Raw genomic sequence first — 18,516 nt, forward strand, 5'->3', positions numbered from 1 at the left:
TGCCAAAGCCTGCAGGGCACGCGATGAAGGGTCTCCAGTGCGGGGGCCCTTTTCATGTCGACACGTTCCATCCTGATCACCGGCTGTTCCAGCGGCATCGGGCTGGCCTGTGCGCGGGGCATGCGTGCCCGTGGCTGGCGTGTCTTTGCCAGTTGCCGCAAGCAGGAAGACTGCGACCGTCTGCGCGCCGAGGGGTTCGAGGCACCCCGCCTTGACTATGCGGACGAGGACAGCATTCGCACGGCACTGGACGAGGTGCTTGCGGCGACAGGCGGAACGCTGGACGCGCTCTTTAACAACGGTGCCTTCGCCTTGCCCGGCGCGGTAGAGGATCTGCCCACCGACGGCTTGCGCAGCATTTTCGAAACCAACTTCTTTGGCTGGCACAGCCTGACCCGTGCGGTCATCCCCGTGATGCGAGGCCAGGGGCACGGGCGGATCGTGCAGTGTTCTTCCGTTCTCGGCATGGTCACGATGCCTTGGCGCGGCGCCTACAGTGCCACCAAATTCGCGCTCGAAGGGCTGACCGACACCCTGCGGATCGAAATGCGCGGCACCGGGTTGCATATCTGCCTGATCGAACCGGGACCGGTCACGTCGAAAATCAGGGTCAACTCGATCCCCCATTTCGAACGCTGGATCGACTGGGAAGCCTCGCCGCGCGCCGCGCAGTACCGCAGCCAGCTGCGCAAACGGTTGTATGCCTCCACCGGTCCCGACCGGTTCGAACTGGGGCCGGAGGCCGTGCTGAAGCGCCTCATTCACGCCTGCGAAGCCCGCAAACCCCGCCCGCGCTATTACGTCACAACGCCAACCTACCTTGCCGGCGCACTGCGCCGCCTGCTGCCGACGCGCCTGCTGGATCGGATCACCGGCGCAGGTCAGGGGTTGCGCCGCGACGCTACCCCGCTACGTTCCGACCCAAGGGAAGGGAAAGATCATGTTTGAAGACCCTCTATTCATCGTCGTGCTACTGGCGGTACTGGCCGTCGCCGTGATCCTGCTGATCGGGTTGGGCGGCTTTGCCGGTGGCGGCGAATTCAACAAGCGCAACGCCAACAAGCTGATGCGCTGGCGAATCATCGCGCAGTTCATCGCAGTGCTGCTGATCCTCGGGTTCATCTGGTTGCGCGGGGGGCTGGGCTGATGGTCGTTCTCAACAAGATCTACACCCTAACCGGCGACTCCGGCACCACGGCCCTGGGCAACGGCGACCGCGTGGTCAAACACAGCGTCCGGGTCGAGGCCTATGGCACCTGCGACGAATTGAACTGTTTCGTCGGGGTGGCGCGACAGGAGGCCAAGAGCGAAACGGACGCGGCCCTCAGCCGCATTCAGAACGACCTGTTCGATCTTGGTGCCGATCTGTGCCGCCCCGACATGGCCGCCGATGACAAGGCGGACTATCCGCCGCTTCGCGTCACGACGGGACAGGTCAAACGGCTGGAAGACGAGATCGACCTGATGAACGCCGAGCTGGAGCCGCTGCGCAGTTTCGTTCTGCCCGGCGGCAGTGCGCTTGCCGCCCATCTGCATGTCTGCCGCACCGTCGCCCGCCGCGCCGAGCGCCTGACCGTTCACCTGGCGGGACAGGAGGACGTGAACGAGGCGGCGGTGAAATATCTGAACCGACTCAGCGACTGGTTCTTCGTCGCGGCGCGGATGGCAAACAACGCGGGCAAGGATGACGTGCTCTGGGTGCCCGGCGCGAACCGCGACTGACCCGGCGCTCGGGGAATGTCGGCGCTAACATCCCAAAACGCGGCGTCCCGACACCCGCAATTGCCGATTTTGTCCTGTTTTGCCACGAAAGCTTTCGCTAAACCGACACAAGACAATTCCATCGCTCGCGCCATCCGGTCGAGCAGCAACCAAGGAGAAAAACGCACATGAAGGTATTGGTGCCTGTCAAACGCGTGATCGACTACAACGTGAAGGTCCGTGTGAAATCGGACGGCTCGGGTGTCGATCTTGCCAACGTGAAAATGTCGATGAACCCGTTTGACGAGATTTCCGTCGAACAGGCGATCCGGTTGAAAGAAGCCGGACAGGCCGATGAGGTCGTCGCGGTTTCCATCGGGGTCAAGCAGGCGCAGGAAACCCTGCGCACGGCGCTGGCGATGGGCGCGGACCGTGCGATCCTGGTGGTCGCCGCCGAGGATGTGCACAACGACATCGAACCGCTGACCGTCGCCAAGATCCTCAAGGGCGTCGTCGACGAAGAGCAGCCCGGTCTGGTCCTCTGCGGCAAGCAGGCGATCGACAACGACATGAACGCCACCGGTCAAATGCTGGCGGCGCTCATGGGCTGGAGCCAGGCGACCTTCGCATCCGAGATCAGCATCGACGGCGACAAGGCCAAGGTCACGCGCGAAGTGGACGGCGGTTTGCAGACCATCGAAGTCTCGATGCCCACCGTCGTCACCGTGGACCTGCGCCTGAACGAGCCGCGCTATGCCTCGCTGCCCAACATCATGAAGGCCAAGAAAAAGCCGCTGGATGAAAAAACCCCCGCCGATTACGGCGTCGAGGTTTCCAACCGGCTTGAGATCGTCAAGACGGCAGAGCCCGAGGCGCGCGCCGCGGGTGAAATGGTGCCCGATGTGGACACGCTGGTGGCGAAACTCAAAGAAAAGGGAGTTGTGTAATGGCTGTTCTTCTTCTCGCGGAAGTCACCGACGGCGAACTGTCGATGGATGCCACCGCCAAGGCCGTGACCGCGGCCAAGTCGCTGGGTGACGTGACCGTGCTCTGCGCTGGCGGGTCTGCCGCCGCCGCGGGCGAAGCCGCCGCCAAAATCGACGGTGTCGCCAAGGTTCTGGTGGCCGAGGACGCGACACTGGGCCACCGGCTGGCGGAATCCACCGCTGCGCTGATCGTAAGCCTTGCGGATGACTACGAGCACATCGTCGCCCCCGCCACCACCGACGCCAAGAACGTCATGCCCCGTGTTGCGGCGCTGCTGGACGTGATGATCATCTCCGACGCCTCGGGCGTGGTCGACGGCGACACTTTCGAGCGTCCGATCTATGCGGGCAACGCGATCCAGACCGTCAAATCCTCCGACGCGAAAAAGGTCGTCACCTTCCGTACCTCTACTTTCGACGCGGCGGGCGACGGCGGCTCCGCCTCGGTCGAGACGGTGAACGCAGCGGACGATCCCGGCCTGTCGAGCTGGGTCGAGGACAAAGTCGCCGAAAGCGACCGCCCCGACCTGACCTCGGCTGGCGTGGTTGTCTCCGGCGGCCGTGGCGTTGGCTCCGAAGAGGACTTTGCCCTGATCGAGAAACTGGCGGACAAGCTCGGCGCCGCCGTCGGCGCGTCACGCGCGGCGGTCGACAGCGGTTATGCCCCGAACGACTGGCAGGTCGGCCAGACCGGCAAGGTCGTGGCACCGGATCTCTACGTGGCCGTCGGCATCTCCGGCGCGATCCAGCACCTTGCGGGCATGAAGGATTCCAAGGTCATCGTCGCCATCAACAAGGACGAGGAAGCGCCGATCTTCCAGGTGGCGGACTATGGCCTGGTCGCGGACCTCTTCGAGGCCGTGCCCGAGCTGATGGAGAAACTCTGATCTGAGCCGGTCCGCCGGACCGTTTCGGAAACATGTTCAAGGCCCGCCCCTTTGGCGGGCCTTGTCCGTTTCAGGTGCCTGGCCCGTCAGGCGCCGCGGAATGCCCCGGCCAGCACTTTGGCGCATTCCGCATGGGCCATCGGCCCCAGCATCCGGCGCGCGGCCAACTCCTCCATCGGGGCGAAAACCATTCCTTCCGTTCCGCTGGCCAACGCCTCGGGCGACACCACCGCCTCGACCAGGTTTGCGGCACGGTCCGCCACCTCAGCCAGCATCCCCGCGGTCACAAAGAACGGGCCGAAGCCCGCCTCCCCCACAGTGGCGAGATCGACAGGCGACGGACGGCGATCCGAAAACCAGAGCAACGTACACTTCCTGCCAATCTGCCCCAGCAGCAATTTCATTCGTGCCACCCATGCCCGCTGCAACTCGCGGCGGACAACCGCGAACCGCTCTGCAGACACTTTCTCCAGACGGCTCAGTAAATGGCCGGTGAAATGAAAATCTGCGAAATCCACCTCCGGATAGATGGACTGCAACAATGGCGAGGGGGCCACGAACCGGTCGTTGCGGCGCGGATGGACGGTATAGAACCGGTTCGACATGTTCTGCACCCCCATGACCTGCAGAACGACCGCATCTGCCCGCTGAGCCGCACCGACCACAAAAGGATCATGCACGAAGGTGTCGATCCCGGCATTGGGCTGACCGAAATTCACGCAAGGCCGTTCCAGCACCTGCTCGACCAAGGCGGGGAACGGCGTTTCGATGAACCTGCCGTAGGTTCGCGTCCCGCCCAGAAAGGCGATGTAGGGGTCCGTCAGATCGCGCGCCGGCCCCCGGAACATCAGTTTCGACCGCGCATATCGGCACGGAAAGTAATCAAGGGCCCCCGGCCCCAGCATATCATAGGTCATCCAACCCACCTCATCTAACTCACCCGCAGACAAGATGACCCGCACCGGCTTGCGATTCCGTAAATGGCAGAATTTGCCGAGCCTTTTAGGCACCGGCGGCCCTTGCGGCACCCTGCCCGCAGGCCTTAATGTGACCTGAACTCAGAAAAAGGGACGGGTCATGGGCATCCAGACAATCGGTATCGTAGGCGCAGGACAGATGGGCAATGGCATCGCCCACGTGATGGCGCTTGCCGGTTACGACGTCAAACTCACGGATGTTTCGGAAGATGCCCTGCGCAAGGCGATTGAGGTCATTGACGGAAACCTCGAACGCCAGGTCAAGCGCGAGAAAGTCACCGCCGAAGACAAGGCCGCGGCCATGGGTCGCATCCAGACGACGACCACCTTGTCCGACCTCGGGGCGAGCGATCTGATCATCGAAGCCGCGACCGAGCGCGAGACGGTGAAACAGGCCATCTTCGAAGACCTGATCCCCCATCTGAAACCAGAGACGATCCTGACATCGAACACCTCTTCGATCTCGATCACCCGGCTGGCAAGCCGGACGGACCGGCCGGAGAAATTCATGGGGTTCCACTTCATGAATCCGGTCCCGGTGATGCAGCTGGTGGAATTGATCCGCGGAATTGCCACGGATGAGGAGACCTTCAAGGCCTGCGCCGAAGTGGTTGAGAAGCTGAACAAGACCGCCGCCTCAGCCGAGGATTTTCCGGCCTTCATCGTCAACCGCATCCTGATGCCGATGATCAACGAGGCGGTCTATACGCTGTACGAAGGCGTGGGGTCGGTGAAATCCATCGACAGTTCCATGAAGCTGGGCGCGAACCATCCGATGGGGCCGCTGGAACTGGCCGATTTCATCGGGCTGGACACCTGCCTTGCGATCATGAACGTCCTGCACGACGGGCTGGCGGACACCAAGTACCGCCCCTGCCCGCTGCTGACCAAGTATGTCGAGGCCGGCTGGCTGGGACGCAAGACCCAGCGCGGCTTCTATGACTACCGCGGCGACGAGCCCATACCGACCCGCTGACGCCCCGTCAGCGGCGCTGTCAGTCCTTCAGGGCAAGGGTCTGCGCCCGGAGCCAGGTCATGAAACCGCGCGGGTCATCGGCAAAGCGGTCGATTTCGGCCTGGTCGATCGGATGGCCCACTACGGGCGCCTGCGGCTTGTTGCAGGCATGAACGATCTCATGCAACAGCAGCCCCTGGCGCAGTATCGGGCTAAGCTGATTGGCGATCTGGTAGGCACGGCTGTTCTGCCCGGGAAACTTCATCGGCACCACCGTGGCACCCGAGCGGCGGATCATCTTGGCGGTGAACACGTTCCATTCCGCCTCGACGGCGGGACCCCACCATGTCTCTGACGCGGCCACCACGCCCGAGGGGAACAGCGCGACAACACCCCCGTCCCTCAGGTGCGCCATCGCTTTTGCCCGCATCTCAACCCCTTTGCGCTGCGCATCCGGGTCGTGCGGAAACGGCACCGGGATCATGAAGCTGCCCGCCACCTCGTCGATGGAGGTCAGCAGCGACCTTGTCAGGATGCGATAATCCGACCGGACACGCCCGATCAGGTCGGCAAAGATCATCCCGTCGACCATCCCATGCGGATGGTTCGCCACAACCACCACCGGACCCTCACGCGGAATACGGTCCAGTTGTTCCTGTGGTGTGGTCAGGTCGATGCCCATCGTATCGAGCGCCGCGCGCCAGAACGCCTGACCCGACGGCGCGCCACGTTTCTCGAACTGGCGGATCATGCGCAGGATTGACAGCTTGCCCGTAAAAAGCTCCATCACGCTGATGACGCGCGCCTTCCAGGGATCATCGAACGTGGAGGCATACGACAGGCTGCGACGGTCATATTTGTTGAACGAAACCGTCTCGCCTTGGGCGGTGTTCACCCTTGCATTCCCGTTCGTCAAAGATTGGGTCTCATCCGCCAAGCAACATTACCTCTGTCATAGGGGCATCGGCGGAGTCAGTATCCTTCCCCGAACTTATCCGCAACCAGTGCCGTCAGCGCCTCGGCCAGTGCATCTGCATCGGGGCCCGAGGTCTGGATGTCAATAGTGCTACCACGGGAGGCCGCCAACATCAAAAGACCCATGATGCTGTCACCCGAGGCCGACATGCCGCCCTTGCTGACCTCGGCGCGCGCGTCAAAGGCTTCTACCACCTCCACGAGCTTTGCCGAGGCACGGGCATGCAGCCCCTTTTCATTCACGATCTTGACGGAAATTTCTGTCATCTGACTGGTCGGGCTTTCTAATGCGTGCTCACATTCTGGCTGTCGATGTATTTCTTACCAGCTTCGAGCGCCGCGCGCACGGCATCAGGTACATCCATTTGGCGGGATTTGGCCAGTTTGATCAGCATGGGAAGATTGGCCCCGTATAGGATCCGCCGGTTGGCCTGTTTGCAGGCCAGAAGCGACAGATTCGAAGGTGAGCCGCCGAAAAGGTCCGTCACCACCACCACGCCCGCACCCTGATCAACCTCGTCCGCCGCCACACAGATCTCTTTCTGCTTGGCCTCGCGGTCGTGATCGGCGTGGATCGCGATGGCGCGGACCCCATTTTGCGACCCCACGACATGTTCGATGGCCGACAGATACTCCTGTGCCAATCCTCCATGCGCTACGATCACGATACCAATCAAGTGGGGGCCTCTGCTATCCGTTGGCGGTCCAGTTCGCGATGCCTAATTGACACCGGCCACCCGGCCTCTGCAAGACGCAAAGCATGATCTTCGGCCATGGTCACGGAACGGTGTTGCCCGCCGGTACAGCCGAAGGCGATGGAAATATGCGACTTACCTTCCTCCCGGTAGGCTGGCAACAGATACACGCTGAGGTCCAGTACCTTTTGCGCAAAATCCGCGAAACGAGTGTCTTGTTTCACATAGTCGGCAACTGCCGCGTCGGTTCCGTTCAACGCCTTCAGCGGCTTCTCGTAATGCGGATTGCGCAGGAAACGACAGTCGTAGACAATATCGACCCCCCTTGGCACCCCGCGCTTGTAGGAGAAAGACTGCACCGATACGGCAAGGTGGTGCTGACCGCCGGGCACGAACCATTTTTCGATGTCTTCGCGCAGGCGGTGAATACTGTAGGACGTCGTGTCGATCAGGATGTCCGCGCGGTTGCGGATCGGCGCCAGCAGGTCACGTTCGCGCCGGATTCCTTCCTCCGGCTGGTCCACAGGGGCAAGCGGATGGCGGCGGCGGGTCTCGGAAAACCGTTGCAGCAGCACATCCGTCGAACAGTCGAGATACAGCAGTTCCGAAATCACGTCGGGTGCCGCCGCAAGCTGACGCAGCAGGTCCATCATCGCATCGAGCGAAAAGTCCCGGTTGCGCGGGTCGATCCCCAGCGCCATCGGGCTTTCCCGGGCAGGCGCGGCCAGCAAGGCGGGCATCAATCGCAGGGGCAGGTTGTCAATCGCCTCGAACCCCGCATCCTCCAGCACATTGAGGGCGGTCGATCGCCCCGCACCGGCCTGCCCCGTGACCAGCACGATATGCGGTCGCGTGCTGCGCGGATCGGTCGGCCCGGCTGATTCACTTTGGCTCATGGCGCCGAATTTATGCTGCAACGCAGATAAAGCAAGATGGCGGGTGCAAACTGTGGTCCCTCAACCCGGTGCAGGCAGGGCAGTTCACGCCCGTGAACAAAGGCGGTCCGCTGCGGCGGCAGCCGCTCTTCCTCGGTGTGTGACATGTCGACAACCAGCGCCAGCGGGGTCGGTCCCGCAGAAGGCAGCCGCAGGATGCCGACACCCCGCGCCTCGATCAGGCCCGAAATGGTTTCAGGAGCCTGCGCAATCACATTGTCGCCCTCCCGCACAACCCGCGTTCTGTCGTCCGCGACCAGGTCCGCGCCCAGGGCAATCAATTGCAGCGCCAGAGCGGATTTGCCCGACCCGGAAGGTCCGATAATCAGAACACCCCGATCGCCCACACGGACGGTGCTGCCATGCAGGATGTCGGCGCCTTGGGTCAGGTCGGCAAACCGACAACGAAACGCGCACCCAGCGGATCGGAGGTGATGTCGGCTTCTGTCGGGCGGATATTTTCGGCCCAGATCACGCCGCCATGTGCCTCTACAATCTGTTTGGAAATCGCGAGGCCAAGGCCCGAGTTGTTTCCGAAATGCTCTTCGGGCCGCTGCGAATAGAAGCGGGTAAAGATCTTGGAGAGCGCCTGTTCGGGGATGCCGGGTCCTGTATCCTCGACCACAACCAGCACACGGTTCTCGCGCTTGCGCGCCCAGACCCGGATGGCATCGCCGTCCTCGCAGAAGGAAATCGCATTGGTGATCAGGTTGACAAATACCTGTGCCAGCCGGGCCTCCAGCCCATGCACAAGGATCGGATCGGGCGGCAGATCGGTGATAAAGTCGATGCCTTTCGCCTTCGCTTCCTCGCCCAGATACTGGTTGAGGTTGCCGATCATGTTGAGCAGGTTGAACTGCTCTTCCTCTTCCTTGACCAGTTCCGAATCCAGCCGCGAGGCGTTTGAAATGTCGCTGACCAGCCGATCCAGCCGCCGCACGTCATGGTCGATCACGTCCAGCAGCTTTTCGCGCTGATCCTCACGCTTGACCATCCGCAGCGTGCCCACCGCCGACCGCAGAGAGGCGAGAGGATTCTTGATCTCGTGCGCCACGTCCGCCGCGAATTGTTCGTTGCCGTCGATCCGATTGTACAGTGCCGACACCATGCCGCGCAGCGCACCCGACAGGCGGCCGATCTCGTCCGGGCGGGCCGTCAGATCGGGGATGCGGATGCGGCCCGGGTTCATCTTGCGCGCATTCTTGTCGCGGCCCAGCTCCGCCGCCGCCGACAGATCCGCAAGGGGATTGGCGATGGTCGATGCCAGCACAAGGCTCAGCCCGATGGACACGACAGTTGCGATCACGAACATTTGCAGCACGCGCTCACGCTCGCCGCGCACCAGACGATCGATTTCGCCGGCGGCCGACGCGATGGCCACGAACCCAACAGCCTGGCCGTTCTGCAGGATCGGCGTCATCACCGTGAACAATGTACCGCCGTCCGCGTCGAGTTCTTTTTCGATCCGGGTACCGCTTTCGGCCACGGCGGGGATCATGACCTTCAAACGGTCTTCTATGGGAACGTCTGCTTCTTCGGCCCCGCCAAAGGGCGCCGACAGCTTGGCCCACAACCAGCTCAGGGCGTCGGTCAGAACGGTGCGGTCGTCGATCCCCTCTGCGCCGACCACGGGAATCATCGCGCCCTCAACCTGAGAAACGAGAGTTTCGGCGGCGTCATAGACATAGACGTCAACACCGCTGCGCAGATCAAGCGCCGCCAGTGTCCCGGCGACATCCACACCGTCGCCAGTGGCCATGTTCACCGGCGCGTTGGCGGGCAGCTGCGCCTCGAAAACGTCCGCGATCAGTTCGCTCTCTGAAACGAGGGCGGAGGCACGCTGCACGGCGAGGCTGTCGCGCGAGGAATTGAGATAGAGGATGCCCGCCACCAGCACGTTCAGCGCAATCAGGTTGAACGTGATGATCTTGCGGGTCAGCGGGGATGAGCGCAACGAGAACAGGCTGCGCCGCTCCCGGCGCGACCGCATTTCGTCGGGCGACTCATTGTCCGGCGCGATCCAGTCGTCGCCCAGAACAATGTCGCCGTCGCGCGAAGATGTGCTCGTGTCCCGCACAAAATTCCTTTCGGCAATCGCCAAGGGCCCGCTCTATTCTTCGTTATACCTGTAGCCGATACCGTAGAGCGTCTCAATCGCAGAGAATTCCGAGTCGGCTGAGCGCATCTTCTTGCGCAGGCGCTTGATGTGGCTGTCGATGGTCCGGTCATCCACATAGACCTGATCATCATAGGCCACGTCCATCAGCTGATCCCGCGACTTCACGAAACCGGGGCGTTGCGCCAGTGCCTGAAGCAGCAGGAACTCTGTCACCGTCAGCGACACTTCCTTGCCCTTCCAGCTGACCGCGTGGCGCAGCGGGTCCATGCGCAGATCGCCGCGTTCCATCACCTTGGTCTCTTCGGTATCGCCGACTTCGCCGGTTTCCACCGCGTCCTGACGACGCAAGAGTGCGCGGATGCGTTCAACCAGCAGACGCTGCGAGAACGGCTTTTTCACGTAGTCGTCAGCCCCCATCCGCAGACCCAGAACTTCGTCGATCTCGTCATCCTTCGAGGTCAGAAAGATAATCGGCATTGCGGTCTTCTGGCGCAGACGCTGCAACAGGTCCATTCCATCCATACGCGGCATCTTGATGTCGAGCACCGCCATGTCCGGCAGCTTTTTGTTGAAGGCGTCCAGCGCCGCCTGTCCATCATTGTAGGTTTCCACTTCGAAACCTTCGGCCTCCAGAGTCATCGAGACGGACGTCAGGATATTCCTGTCGTCGTCAACCAATGCAATTTTAGACATTGCCTGCTTCCTTGTGCTGCTCAATAATCGTTTTTGATTTTTGACCATAAGACCCCGATTGTGGCGGGCGAATCAATCTCAAACTACGAATCACCGCGTTTCCTCACATAATTCGGCCATAATTTGGTTAGGGATGACTAAATTGCCGCACTTCACCACGCCTTCAGGCATCTACCCTTGGGTGGTCCGCGGGAAAGGCAAGGCCGGTATCTGCTCGCATTTCGGCAAAGTTTGCGATGGTGGCGCTAACGTCGTCAAACCTGCCTGTTCATATCAGAAGACCTCGTGCTAAGAGGCGCTGCATGACCCCAGATGGTCGTGGGCAGACCGCCTGACCAACGTTGATTTGCGCACTCCCAGCGCGCCTGCAGGAGAAATTACATGACATTTGGACGGGTAAACCCGCAGTTCCGCCTCGAAGATCAGCAGATCACCGGGCTGGGCAATGTCTATTACAACCTGATGGAACCGGCCCTGGTCGAGACCGCACTCAAGCGCGGCGAAGGCACGCTGGGCCAAGGCGGGTCCTTTCTTGTGACCACGGGCAAGTTTACCGGTCGGTCGCCCAAGGACAAGCACGTTGTCAAAACCGACAGCGTCGCCGACACGATCTGGTGGGAAAACAACGCCGCCATGTCTCCTGAAGGTTTCGACGCGCTTTATGACGACATGATCGCGCACATGCAGGGCAAAGACTACTTCGTTCAGGATCTCGTTGGCGGTGCCGACCCGCGTCATGCAATCAATGTTCGCATGATCACGGAACTGGCATGGCACGGTCTGTTCATCCGCACCATGCTGCGCCGCCCCGATCGCACCGACCTCGACGATTTCATCGCCGATTTCACAGTCATCAACTGCCCGACCTTCCTGGCCGACCCGAAGAAACACGACTGCCGGTCGGAAACCGTCATCGCAATGAACTTTGACCGCAAGATGATTTTGATCGGCGGCACCGAATACGCGGGCGAAAACAAGAAGTCGGTGTTCACTCTGCTGAATTACCTGCTGCCGGAAAAGAACATCATGCCGATGCATTGTTCCGCCAACCACGCCACCGGAAACCCGGTGGACACGGCGGTTTTCTTTGGCCTGTCGGGCACCGGCAAAACGACCCTGTCCGCCGATCCGCAGCGCACGTTGATCGGGGACGACGAACACGGCTGGTCTGATAACGGCACCTTCAACTTCGAAGGGGGCTGCTATGCCAAGACCATCAACCTGTCGCCCGAGGCCGAGCCGGAGATCTATGCCACAACGACCAAGTTCGGCACCGTGATCGAAAACATGGTGTACGATGAAGACACCAAGGAACTGGATTTCGAGGACGACAGCCTGACCGCAAACATGCGCTGCGCCTATCCGCTGCATTATATCTCCAACGCGAGCAAGAAAGCGGTTGGCGGGCATCCCAAGAACATCATCATGCTGACCTGCGATGCCTTTGGCGTCCTGCCCCCGATCGCGCGGCTGACCCCGGCACAGGCGATGTACCACTTCCTGTCCGGCTTCACGTCCAAGGTCGCGGGCACCGAGCGCGGCGTGACCGAGCCTGAGCCGACCTTTTCCACCTGCTTCGGCGCGCCCTTCATGCCGCGTCGGCCTGAAGTCTATGGCAACCTGCTGCGCGAAAAGATCGCGCAGCACGGCGCGACTTGCTGGCTGGTCAATACCGGCTGGACCGGCGGCGCCTACGGCACCGGCAGCCGGATGCCGATCATGGCCACCCGCAATTTGCTGACCGCAGCACTTGAAGGATCGCTGGCTGACGTGAAATATCGCAAGGACCCGAACTTCGGCTTCGAAGTTCCCGTGGCCGTCGACGGTGTTCCGGACATCCTTCTGGACCCGCGCCGCACATGGGACAATCCCGAAAGCTACGACCGCCAGGCGGCCAAGCTTGTCGCCATGTTCTCCGAGAATTTCGGCCAGTACATGCCGCATATCGATGACGACGTTAAGGCTGCCGCTCTGGGCTGACGACCATAACGCCTCAGACCGAAATAAGAACGCCCCCGCATTCTCTGCGGGGGCGTTTTTCATTTGGGGCGGGACACATCACATCCTGCCCCAAGGCAACAAGAACGGCCTTCGTCAGGCCACCAGTTCTTCCACCGGAATATCCAGCATGAACTTGGCATCCTCCCGGCTGAGATAAACCATGAAAGCCTCAAGCAGCTGTTCGCGCCCGTGGATGGCCCACTTCAGCGCCCCCGGCTCGGTGTGCATATATCCCACACGCTCGGAAAACCCCTTGAAGGCGACGGCGCGCAGCATGAAACCAAAGATCCAATCTGGGTCCCAGCGGTTGACCGCCTCCAGCAGGCCGGCGCGTGTCAGTACGCTGGACAGCCCCGTACCGCGGTAAAGCCCGTCGTCGGGCGCCATCCAGACCTCGCCGTGGTAAACGGCTTCGCCCCTGATCCGATGCGCGCCGGGAGAGGCGCGGTACCGCGACCGGCCCAGATCGACGCCCGGAATTGGCGGTGGGAAATTCTGATAATTGCGCATCAAGTAGGAACTCAGCGCGATGTCGTTCAGGCCGATGGTCTTGAACGCCTGAGTGTGAATCAGCTCGCCAAACTGGTTGCGACCGATCAGCCAAAAGCCATTCTCGGCGTTCAAATCATGGAGCTCTGGATTGAACGGATCTCCCAGCTTTTGCGCGGGACGCTCTTGTTCGATCACCGTCCGGTAGATGTCGAAGTCGCTGCCCACCGAGATCTCGATCTTGTGCGCATCGAGAATACTACCGCTGGTCGCAATGAAGGGCGCAGCATTGCTTGGAAATTGTATAGTCATGTCTTCCGGTCTCCTTGGCCACCTGAGTGCAGAATACGCCAAAAAGTAGAAAAACACCCGCGAATTTAGTCGAATTTGTCAAAATTGTGGCCACGGCACGTTCAAGTCATGGTTTCCTCCTCAAATCTTGCCTCATTTTTGCCGAAATCTGGAGCCTTCAGCTCGGCCAGACCGGCCAGTTTTTCGGGCTCAAGATCCCGGATCGAAACCGTCCGGCTTGGGACAACCAAGGTCAGGACAGCGGGCGATCCGTCGGGAAAAAATCCAGCCATCATAAGGCGTTGGTAGGCCATCGGCTGCCACCCCGACCCATCGGGAAGGGGCATTCGCGTGAACACATGGTCAAGCCTGGCCAATTGGGTTGCTTGCACGTCAAAGAAGGCCTGGTTCAGCATGTGCCCAAATTCTTCGCCTGCAGGTAGCGTCGCGATAGGCCGACCGATGCTCGACCGTGCATAATCCAGGCCAAACCACTCCACATAGGCCGAACGCTCACCGAACTCCACGCAGATCCACTCGGCCCCTGATTCGCGGTAAACGAGAAGATACGGCCGAACATGGGCGAGATTTGGACTTTCGATCTGGCCCGACGACAGGGCCCAGGCGCGAAATGACTCCCGCAGCAACAGCGAGGTTTCCTCCCAGATCAGACCGATTGGTTTTTGCTCTTGATAGAAATCCCACTCTCCGACGTGGGCTTTGAGGAACTGGAGATTGCCATGCGCCAAAGACGCGCCCCGTAACCAGGTCTTGCCGCGGGCAAGAATATCTTTCGCCCCTGCAAGGCTGGCTGCGCCTTTTTCTGTCAGTTTGTAGCGGCGTTCATCCACGGTAAAGAGCGGGCCGCCCAACTCGGCTTCCAGCGTTGCAATATGCCGACGTAAAGTCTGCCGGGTCGAACCCAGCTCTTTCACGGCATGGCTCAGGTTGAGTGTTCGGGCCAGGGTTTCAAATGACCGCACCATCTCGAACAGCAGCGCGGGCGGCGGTGCTTCGACCTCGCTCTCAGACTGTTCAATGGTGCTCATTGGGACATTCATGAACCGAAATCGTAAACTAATCACCCATTAACGCAACATTTATCACCCACTGAAAGTAAAAATTTAAACGGAAAATGATAGAAACTACTCAATTGAACGGAATCTGGATTCTCGCGATTAAAGTGTATGTTCAACCAGAGGTTCCAAATTATGACCCATCCCGTAGATATTCATGTCGGAAAAAAATTGAAACAGATCCGCACTTTGCGCCGCCTGTCCCAAACAGACGTGGCCCGCCAACTCAACCTGTCCTTTCAACAAATTCAGAAATATGAAATCGGATCGAACCGAGTTGCCGCCAGCCGCCTTTTCGAATTGGCACAGATTCTTGATGTTCCCCCCTCGTACTTCTTCGACGGGCTTCACGACAATTCCAATGCGGCGCCCCAGGGCGACCCCGGCATGGAAATTGTCTCCGCTCTTGCCGCCATCAAGGATGACGCGGTCAAGACCCGGATCGTCACCTTTATCGAAGACATCGCCGGCGTCACAGTCGCCCGCCAGGGCTGAAGCTGGCGTTGTCGCGCCGAGATCCACATGAATTTCCAGCGGGGCGGGGAGGTTGGGCCCTGACCAGATTTTCTGAATCACCTTCTCAATTTCAGCATATTCTCGCCCACTTCCGCTCGGCGCCAGTGAACAGGTCAAAACCGCTAGCCCCCCTTCCCCGCTGGAAGCCTGCCCGGATCTCGGCGCCCGGCGCGCAACTTTAGAACAAATTGACGCACATAATTGCATCTTTGTTGTGCTGCGCCTGCGAAGGCGCTAAGTGGCTAGCCAGCACAACAGGGGACGATAGCCATGCCACACGACGGTCAGGACCTGAAAACGATGAACGCGCCGGTGATCCTTGAAGATCTGCTGTCGCTAACCGCTGCCGCAATCGGCCCGGTGGACGATATTCTTGAAAGAGCACGCACTTCGGTGCGCGAGTTGGTCAGCCGCGATGGCCGGGTTGCAGCAGACCTGATCGAACAGAACCAGACTGCCGCCCACGGGCTGGCCTGGCTGGCGACCTACGCACAATCCCTTCGCCAGATGCAGAAATGGGCCGAAGCCCTGAATAAGGACGGCAAGTTCGGCGAGGCCGAGCAGCTTATCCACCAGATCGCCTTTGGCGAATACCTCTGGCAGATTTACGGCGGCATCCAGATGAACCAGGGCGAGATCCTGCGCCTTCAGGACCTTGGCCTGTCGCAGGACGATGCGCGCAGTCTGATGGCGCCCGCGATCATGACCCTGACCCAGGGCGGCAACACGCAGGCGGCGCGCAGCCGTCTCGTCGCCCTGATGCAGGACCACGCCGCCAACATCACAGTCGGCGCAACCGGGCTCGACGAAGAGCTTGAGATGATTCGCGAGCAGTTCCGCCGCTATGCGGTGGAAAAGGTCGAACCCCACGCCCACGATTGGCACCTGAAAGACGAACTGATCCCGATGGAGGTGATCACCGAACTGGCCGAAATGGGCGTCTTCGGCCTGACCATTCCAGAGGAATACGGCGGCTTTGGCCTGTCCAAGGCTTCCATGTGTGTCGTCTCGGAAGAACTGTCGCGCGGATACATCGGCGTCGGATCCCTTGGCACCCGTTCAGAGATCGCGGCAGAGCTGATCATCGCGGGCGGCACGGCGGAGCAGAAGGAAAAATGGCTGCCCCGCATCGCCTCGGCCGAAACGCTGCCAACGGCGGTCTTTACCGAACCCAACACCGGCTCCGATCTGGGCAGCCTGCGCACCCGTGCGGTAAAGGACGGCGAAGATTACCGCATCACCGGCAACAAGACCTGGATTACCCACGCCGCGCGCACGCATGTCATGACACTCCTGGCCAGAACCGATCCGGAGACCACCGATTACCGGGGGCTGTCCATGTTCCTGGCCGAAAAGACCCCCGGCACCGACACCGACCCCTTCCCGACCGAGGGAATGACCGGCGGCGAGATTGAAGTGCTGGGCTACCGCGGCATGAAGGAATACGAACTGGGCTTCGACGGCTTCCATGTAAAAGGTGAGAACCTGCTCGGCGGTGAAGAAGGCAAGGGCTTCAAACAACTGATGGAGACCTTCGAATCCGCCCGCATCCAGACCGCCGCGCGCGCCATCGGCGTGGCACAGTCCGCGCTGGACATCTCCATGCAATATGCTCAGGACCGGAAGCAGTTTGGCAAATCGCTGATCAACTTCCCCCGCGTATCGTCAAAACTGGCCATGATGGCAGTGGAAATCATGGTGGCGCGCCAGCTCACATATTTCTCTGCCTTCGAAAAGGATGAAGGCCGGCGGTGCGACGTTGAGGCCGGGATGGCAAAGCTGCTGGGGGCGCGGGTCGCCTGGGCCGCCGCAGACAATGGCCTGCAAATCCACGGCGGCAACGGATTTGCCCTGGAATACAAGATCAGCCGCGTGCTCTGCGATGCCCGCATCCTTAACATTTTCGAGGGTGCCGCCGAGATCCAGGCTCAGGTTATCGCCAGACGGCTGCTGGGCTGACGAACGGGTAACAGGCGTTCAGGTCACGAACTGCGAACGGGCCTGTCCAAGGCGCGGGTGCAATCCCCGCGCCAACCATGCCGCCCACAACATTCCGGCCCCGCAGACTGCGAAGAGCCCGGCAATCGGCATCGCAATCAGGATCACGCCGGCCACCGCGGGGGTGACGATGCCCGACGCATCGCGGTAGCTGGCGTAGACCGCCGACATTTCCGTCCGCTCCGAAGGTTTCACCGCCATCAGGAAAGGCAGCGATCCGCAGACATCCAGCATGATCAGCAGAACAGAAGCGAGATAGAGGCTCGCCACCACCATCCAGGGCGACATCGTCAGCGCCCATCCTCCGACAAAAAATGCGCCTCCTACAGCAAAGGCACCGCTGACCGCATTGCGCACCCCCATCCGGCGCACCAGCATCATCAGCAGAGGCGCGGCGAACAAGGTCATGTTCGACGCCGACAGAACCGCCGCGCCGACAGCATTGCCCAGCCCGTTCTCCACGCAGAAGATCGGCAGATAGATGATATAGACCCACCAACCGCAGGAGCGGATCACCGCGAACAGCCAGCCCACCACCAGCCGAGGCTGCTGCAGGAACCGTCCCAGATAGGCCAGCGGTTGCGGCGCATCGGCGCGTGCACGCGCGATCATCTTGCCGTTGCCCAATCGCAGCCTCCAGAACATCGCGATCTGGATCAGTGCAAACAGGCCCGCCACAATAAAGGGGGCAGGCGCCCACCAGTTCAGCAGCCAGACACCGCTGATCGGCCCGATCACCCAGCTTGGTCCGCTGAACATCAGTCGAAGGGATTCGGACCGCCCCAGGTTGGTGCGCGCCACGTAGTCCAGCACATAGGCATTCAGACAGACCGCGCAGGTCACTGTCGCAAGGCTCAGGCTTGCAAGTGCCAGAACGCTCGTCACCGGCATCCCGTTCAGCGCCAGCGCAATCCCCACAAGGTAGAGACACGCGCCTGCGGTATACATCCATCGCCTCGACCAACGTGTGGCAAGCGACGGCACCAACAGCCCGAAAACCAACGACATCATACCGACGCCAAGATAGATCCAGCTGACAAGGCTCGCATCCGGGAAGGCACGGTAGATAACGAGCGGCATTACCGACAGCAGCATGCCGCGCACGCCCGCCTCCAACCCGGAGAGGATGGCAAAATCCCGCACCTGCGGCAGCGGCAGATGGGTCAGTGGCAAAGGAGCGCGGGGCGAGATCATGCCCAGCTTTTGATCACACCCCCTGCAT

Annotated in this window: 20 protein-coding genes; 9 read left to right on the forward strand and 11 right to left on the reverse strand. The window is 61.0% G+C overall.

The features are described 5' to 3' along the window. The first annotated feature begins 54 nt into the window (after positions 1-54). From FIU94_RS03035 to FIU94_RS03055, 5 genes are all read left to right on the forward strand, one after another. Positions 55-948: an SDR family oxidoreductase gene (locus FIU94_RS03035; RefSeq protein ID WP_152464368.1), complete on the forward strand. Its 894-nt coding sequence runs from the start codon at positions 55-57 to the stop codon at positions 946-948. Continuing rightward, positions 941-1,147 (forward strand): twin transmembrane helix small protein, encoded by a 207-nt coding sequence (locus FIU94_RS03040; protein WP_152464369.1) that lies wholly within the window; start codon positions 941-943, stop codon positions 1,145-1,147. The genes FIU94_RS03035 and FIU94_RS03040 overlap by 8 nt, the downstream gene beginning before the upstream one ends. Further along, positions 1,147-1,722, forward strand: a complete 576-nt coding sequence (locus tag FIU94_RS03045) for a cob(I)yrinic acid a,c-diamide adenosyltransferase (RefSeq protein ID WP_152464370.1) — start codon at positions 1,147-1,149, stop codon at positions 1,720-1,722. The genes FIU94_RS03040 and FIU94_RS03045 overlap by 1 nt, the downstream gene beginning before the upstream one ends. Positions 1,723-1,889: 167 nt before the next feature. Further along, a complete protein-coding gene (locus FIU94_RS03050; RefSeq protein ID WP_152464371.1) occupies positions 1,890-2,648 on the forward strand; it encodes an electron transfer flavoprotein subunit beta/FixA family protein in 759 nt (252 codons plus the stop codon). Beyond that, entirely contained in the window at positions 2,648-3,574 is a 927-nt protein-coding gene (locus FIU94_RS03055) for an electron transfer flavoprotein subunit alpha/FixB family protein (protein ID WP_152464372.1), read from the forward strand. The genes FIU94_RS03050 and FIU94_RS03055 overlap by 1 nt, the downstream gene beginning before the upstream one ends. 86 nt (positions 3,575-3,660) lie before the next feature. Here FIU94_RS03055 and FIU94_RS03060 read toward each other — a convergent pair whose 3' ends face one another. After that, complete coding sequence (locus FIU94_RS03060) at positions 3,661-4,491, reverse strand: DUF6473 family protein (RefSeq protein WP_152464373.1); 831 nt, start codon at positions 4,489-4,491, stop codon at positions 3,661-3,663. Positions 4,492-4,651: 160 nt separating this feature from the next. Between FIU94_RS03060 and FIU94_RS03065 the strand changes: the two genes are divergently transcribed. Then, positions 4,652-5,527, forward strand: coding sequence for a 3-hydroxybutyryl-CoA dehydrogenase (locus FIU94_RS03065; RefSeq protein ID WP_152464374.1), 876 nt, complete (start codon positions 4,652-4,654; stop codon positions 5,525-5,527). Positions 5,528-5,546: 19 nt separating this feature from the next. Here the strand turns inward: FIU94_RS03065 and FIU94_RS03070 are convergent, their stop codons facing one another. From FIU94_RS03070 to FIU94_RS03100, 7 genes are all read right to left on the reverse strand, one after another. Next, positions 5,547-6,401, reverse strand: a complete 855-nt coding sequence (locus FIU94_RS03070) for a lysophospholipid acyltransferase family protein (RefSeq protein WP_254702602.1) — start codon at positions 6,399-6,401, stop codon at positions 5,547-5,549. Positions 6,402-6,478: 77 nt separating this feature from the next. Then, the gene (locus FIU94_RS03075; protein ID WP_152464376.1) at positions 6,479-6,748 is read right to left on the reverse strand and encodes an HPr family phosphocarrier protein; all 270 of its coding nucleotides are present in this window, start codon (positions 6,746-6,748) and stop codon (positions 6,479-6,481) included. Between the two features lie 17 nt (positions 6,749-6,765). Further along, positions 6,766-7,158 (reverse strand): PTS sugar transporter subunit IIA, encoded by a 393-nt coding sequence (locus FIU94_RS03080; protein ID WP_152464377.1) that lies wholly within the window; start codon positions 7,156-7,158, stop codon positions 6,766-6,768. After that, positions 7,155-8,072: an RNase adapter RapZ gene (gene rapZ, locus FIU94_RS03085; protein WP_152464378.1), complete on the reverse strand. Its 918-nt coding sequence runs from the start codon at positions 8,070-8,072 to the stop codon at positions 7,155-7,157. The genes FIU94_RS03080 and rapZ overlap by 4 nt, the downstream gene beginning before the upstream one ends. Further along, positions 8,069-8,458 carry an HPr kinase/phosphorylase gene (locus FIU94_RS03090; RefSeq protein ID WP_368407141.1) on the reverse strand — a complete coding sequence of 130 codons (390 nt, stop codon included), beginning with the start codon at positions 8,456-8,458 and terminating at the stop codon, positions 8,069-8,071. Before FIU94_RS03090 ends, rapZ begins: the two co-directional genes overlap by 4 nt. 38 nt (positions 8,459-8,496) lie before the next feature. Beyond that, on the reverse strand, positions 8,497-10,188 hold the full coding sequence (locus tag FIU94_RS03095; RefSeq protein ID WP_152464380.1) for a sensor histidine kinase: 1,692 nt from the start codon (positions 10,186-10,188) through the stop codon (positions 8,497-8,499). Positions 10,189-10,221: 33 nt separating this feature from the next. After that, positions 10,222-10,923 (reverse strand): response regulator transcription factor, encoded by a 702-nt coding sequence (locus FIU94_RS03100; RefSeq protein ID WP_152464381.1) that lies wholly within the window; start codon positions 10,921-10,923, stop codon positions 10,222-10,224. Positions 10,924-11,304: 381 nt separating this feature from the next. On the opposite strand from FIU94_RS03100, the gene FIU94_RS03105 reads away from it, so the two are divergent. Beyond that, complete coding sequence (locus FIU94_RS03105; protein WP_152464382.1) at positions 11,305-12,903, forward strand: phosphoenolpyruvate carboxykinase; 1,599 nt, start codon at positions 11,305-11,307, stop codon at positions 12,901-12,903. A gap of 114 nt (positions 12,904-13,017) precedes the next feature. On the opposite strand, the gene FIU94_RS03110 is transcribed toward FIU94_RS03105, so the two are convergent. Together FIU94_RS03110 and FIU94_RS03115 are read right to left on the reverse strand one after the other, a co-directional pair. Then, positions 13,018-13,725 carry a hypothetical protein gene (locus tag FIU94_RS03110; protein WP_152464383.1) on the reverse strand — a complete coding sequence of 236 codons (708 nt, stop codon included), beginning with the start codon at positions 13,723-13,725 and terminating at the stop codon, positions 13,018-13,020. Between the two features lie 101 nt (positions 13,726-13,826). Beyond that, complete coding sequence (locus FIU94_RS03115) at positions 13,827-14,753, reverse strand: LysR family transcriptional regulator (protein WP_254702603.1); 927 nt, start codon at positions 14,751-14,753, stop codon at positions 13,827-13,829. A 162-nt stretch (positions 14,754-14,915) separates the two neighbouring features. Between FIU94_RS03115 and FIU94_RS03120 the strand changes: the two genes are divergently transcribed. Together FIU94_RS03120 and FIU94_RS03125 are read left to right on the forward strand one after the other, a co-directional pair. Beyond that, entirely contained in the window at positions 14,916-15,275 is a 360-nt protein-coding gene (locus tag FIU94_RS03120; RefSeq protein WP_152464384.1) for a helix-turn-helix domain-containing protein, read from the forward strand. Between the two features lie 291 nt (positions 15,276-15,566). Beyond that, positions 15,567-17,255: an acyl-CoA dehydrogenase family protein gene (locus tag FIU94_RS03125; protein WP_152464385.1), complete on the forward strand. Its 1,689-nt coding sequence runs from the start codon at positions 15,567-15,569 to the stop codon at positions 17,253-17,255. Between the two features lie 18 nt (positions 17,256-17,273). Here FIU94_RS03125 and FIU94_RS03130 read toward each other — a convergent pair whose 3' ends face one another. Further along, entirely contained in the window at positions 17,274-18,488 is a 1,215-nt protein-coding gene (locus tag FIU94_RS03130) for an MFS transporter (RefSeq protein ID WP_152464386.1), read from the reverse strand. Positions 18,489-18,516 lie beyond the last annotated feature (28 nt).

The organism is Sulfitobacter sp. THAF37 (assembly GCF_009363555.1).
Taxonomy (GTDB): domain Bacteria; phylum Pseudomonadota; class Alphaproteobacteria; order Rhodobacterales; family Rhodobacteraceae; genus Sulfitobacter.

Excerpts from the sequence above, each read along its gene's own strand:
- FIU94_RS03040 (WP_152464369.1), top strand. The coding sequence starts at position 941 with ATGTTTGAAGACCCTCTATTCATCGTCGTGCTACTGGCGGTACTGGCC.
- FIU94_RS03130 (WP_152464386.1), bottom strand. The coding sequence starts at position 18,488 with ATGATCTCGCCCCGCGCTCCTTTGCCACTGACCCATCTGCCGCTGCCG.
- FIU94_RS03125 (WP_152464385.1), top strand. The coding sequence starts at position 15,567 with ATGCCACACGACGGTCAGGACCTGAAAACGATGAACGCGCCGGTGATC.
- FIU94_RS03045 (WP_152464370.1), top strand. The coding sequence starts at position 1,147 with ATGGTCGTTCTCAACAAGATCTACACCCTAACCGGCGACTCCGGCACC.
- FIU94_RS03105 (WP_152464382.1), top strand. The coding sequence starts at position 11,305 with ATGACATTTGGACGGGTAAACCCGCAGTTCCGCCTCGAAGATCAGCAG.
- FIU94_RS03100 (WP_152464381.1), bottom strand. The coding sequence starts at position 10,923 with ATGTCTAAAATTGCATTGGTTGACGACGACAGGAATATCCTGACGTCC.
- FIU94_RS03115 (WP_254702603.1), bottom strand. The coding sequence starts at position 14,753 with ATGAGCACCATTGAACAGTCTGAGAGCGAGGTCGAAGCACCGCCGCCC.
- FIU94_RS03075 (WP_152464376.1), bottom strand. The coding sequence starts at position 6,748 with ATGACAGAAATTTCCGTCAAGATCGTGAATGAAAAGGGGCTGCATGCC.
- FIU94_RS03110 (WP_152464383.1), bottom strand. The coding sequence starts at position 13,725 with ATGACTATACAATTTCCAAGCAATGCTGCGCCCTTCATTGCGACCAGC.
- FIU94_RS03065 (WP_152464374.1), top strand. The coding sequence starts at position 4,652 with ATGGGCATCCAGACAATCGGTATCGTAGGCGCAGGACAGATGGGCAAT.
- FIU94_RS03055 (WP_152464372.1), top strand. The coding sequence starts at position 2,648 with ATGGCTGTTCTTCTTCTCGCGGAAGTCACCGACGGCGAACTGTCGATG.
- FIU94_RS03035 (WP_152464368.1), top strand. The coding sequence starts at position 55 with ATGTCGACACGTTCCATCCTGATCACCGGCTGTTCCAGCGGCATCGGG.
- FIU94_RS03060 (WP_152464373.1), bottom strand. The coding sequence starts at position 4,491 with ATGACCTATGATATGCTGGGGCCGGGGGCCCTTGATTACTTTCCGTGC.
- rapZ (WP_152464378.1), bottom strand. The coding sequence starts at position 8,072 with ATGAGCCAAAGTGAATCAGCCGGGCCGACCGATCCGCGCAGCACGCGA.
- FIU94_RS03120 (WP_152464384.1), top strand. The coding sequence starts at position 14,916 with ATGACCCATCCCGTAGATATTCATGTCGGAAAAAAATTGAAACAGATC.
- FIU94_RS03050 (WP_152464371.1), top strand. The coding sequence starts at position 1,890 with ATGAAGGTATTGGTGCCTGTCAAACGCGTGATCGACTACAACGTGAAG.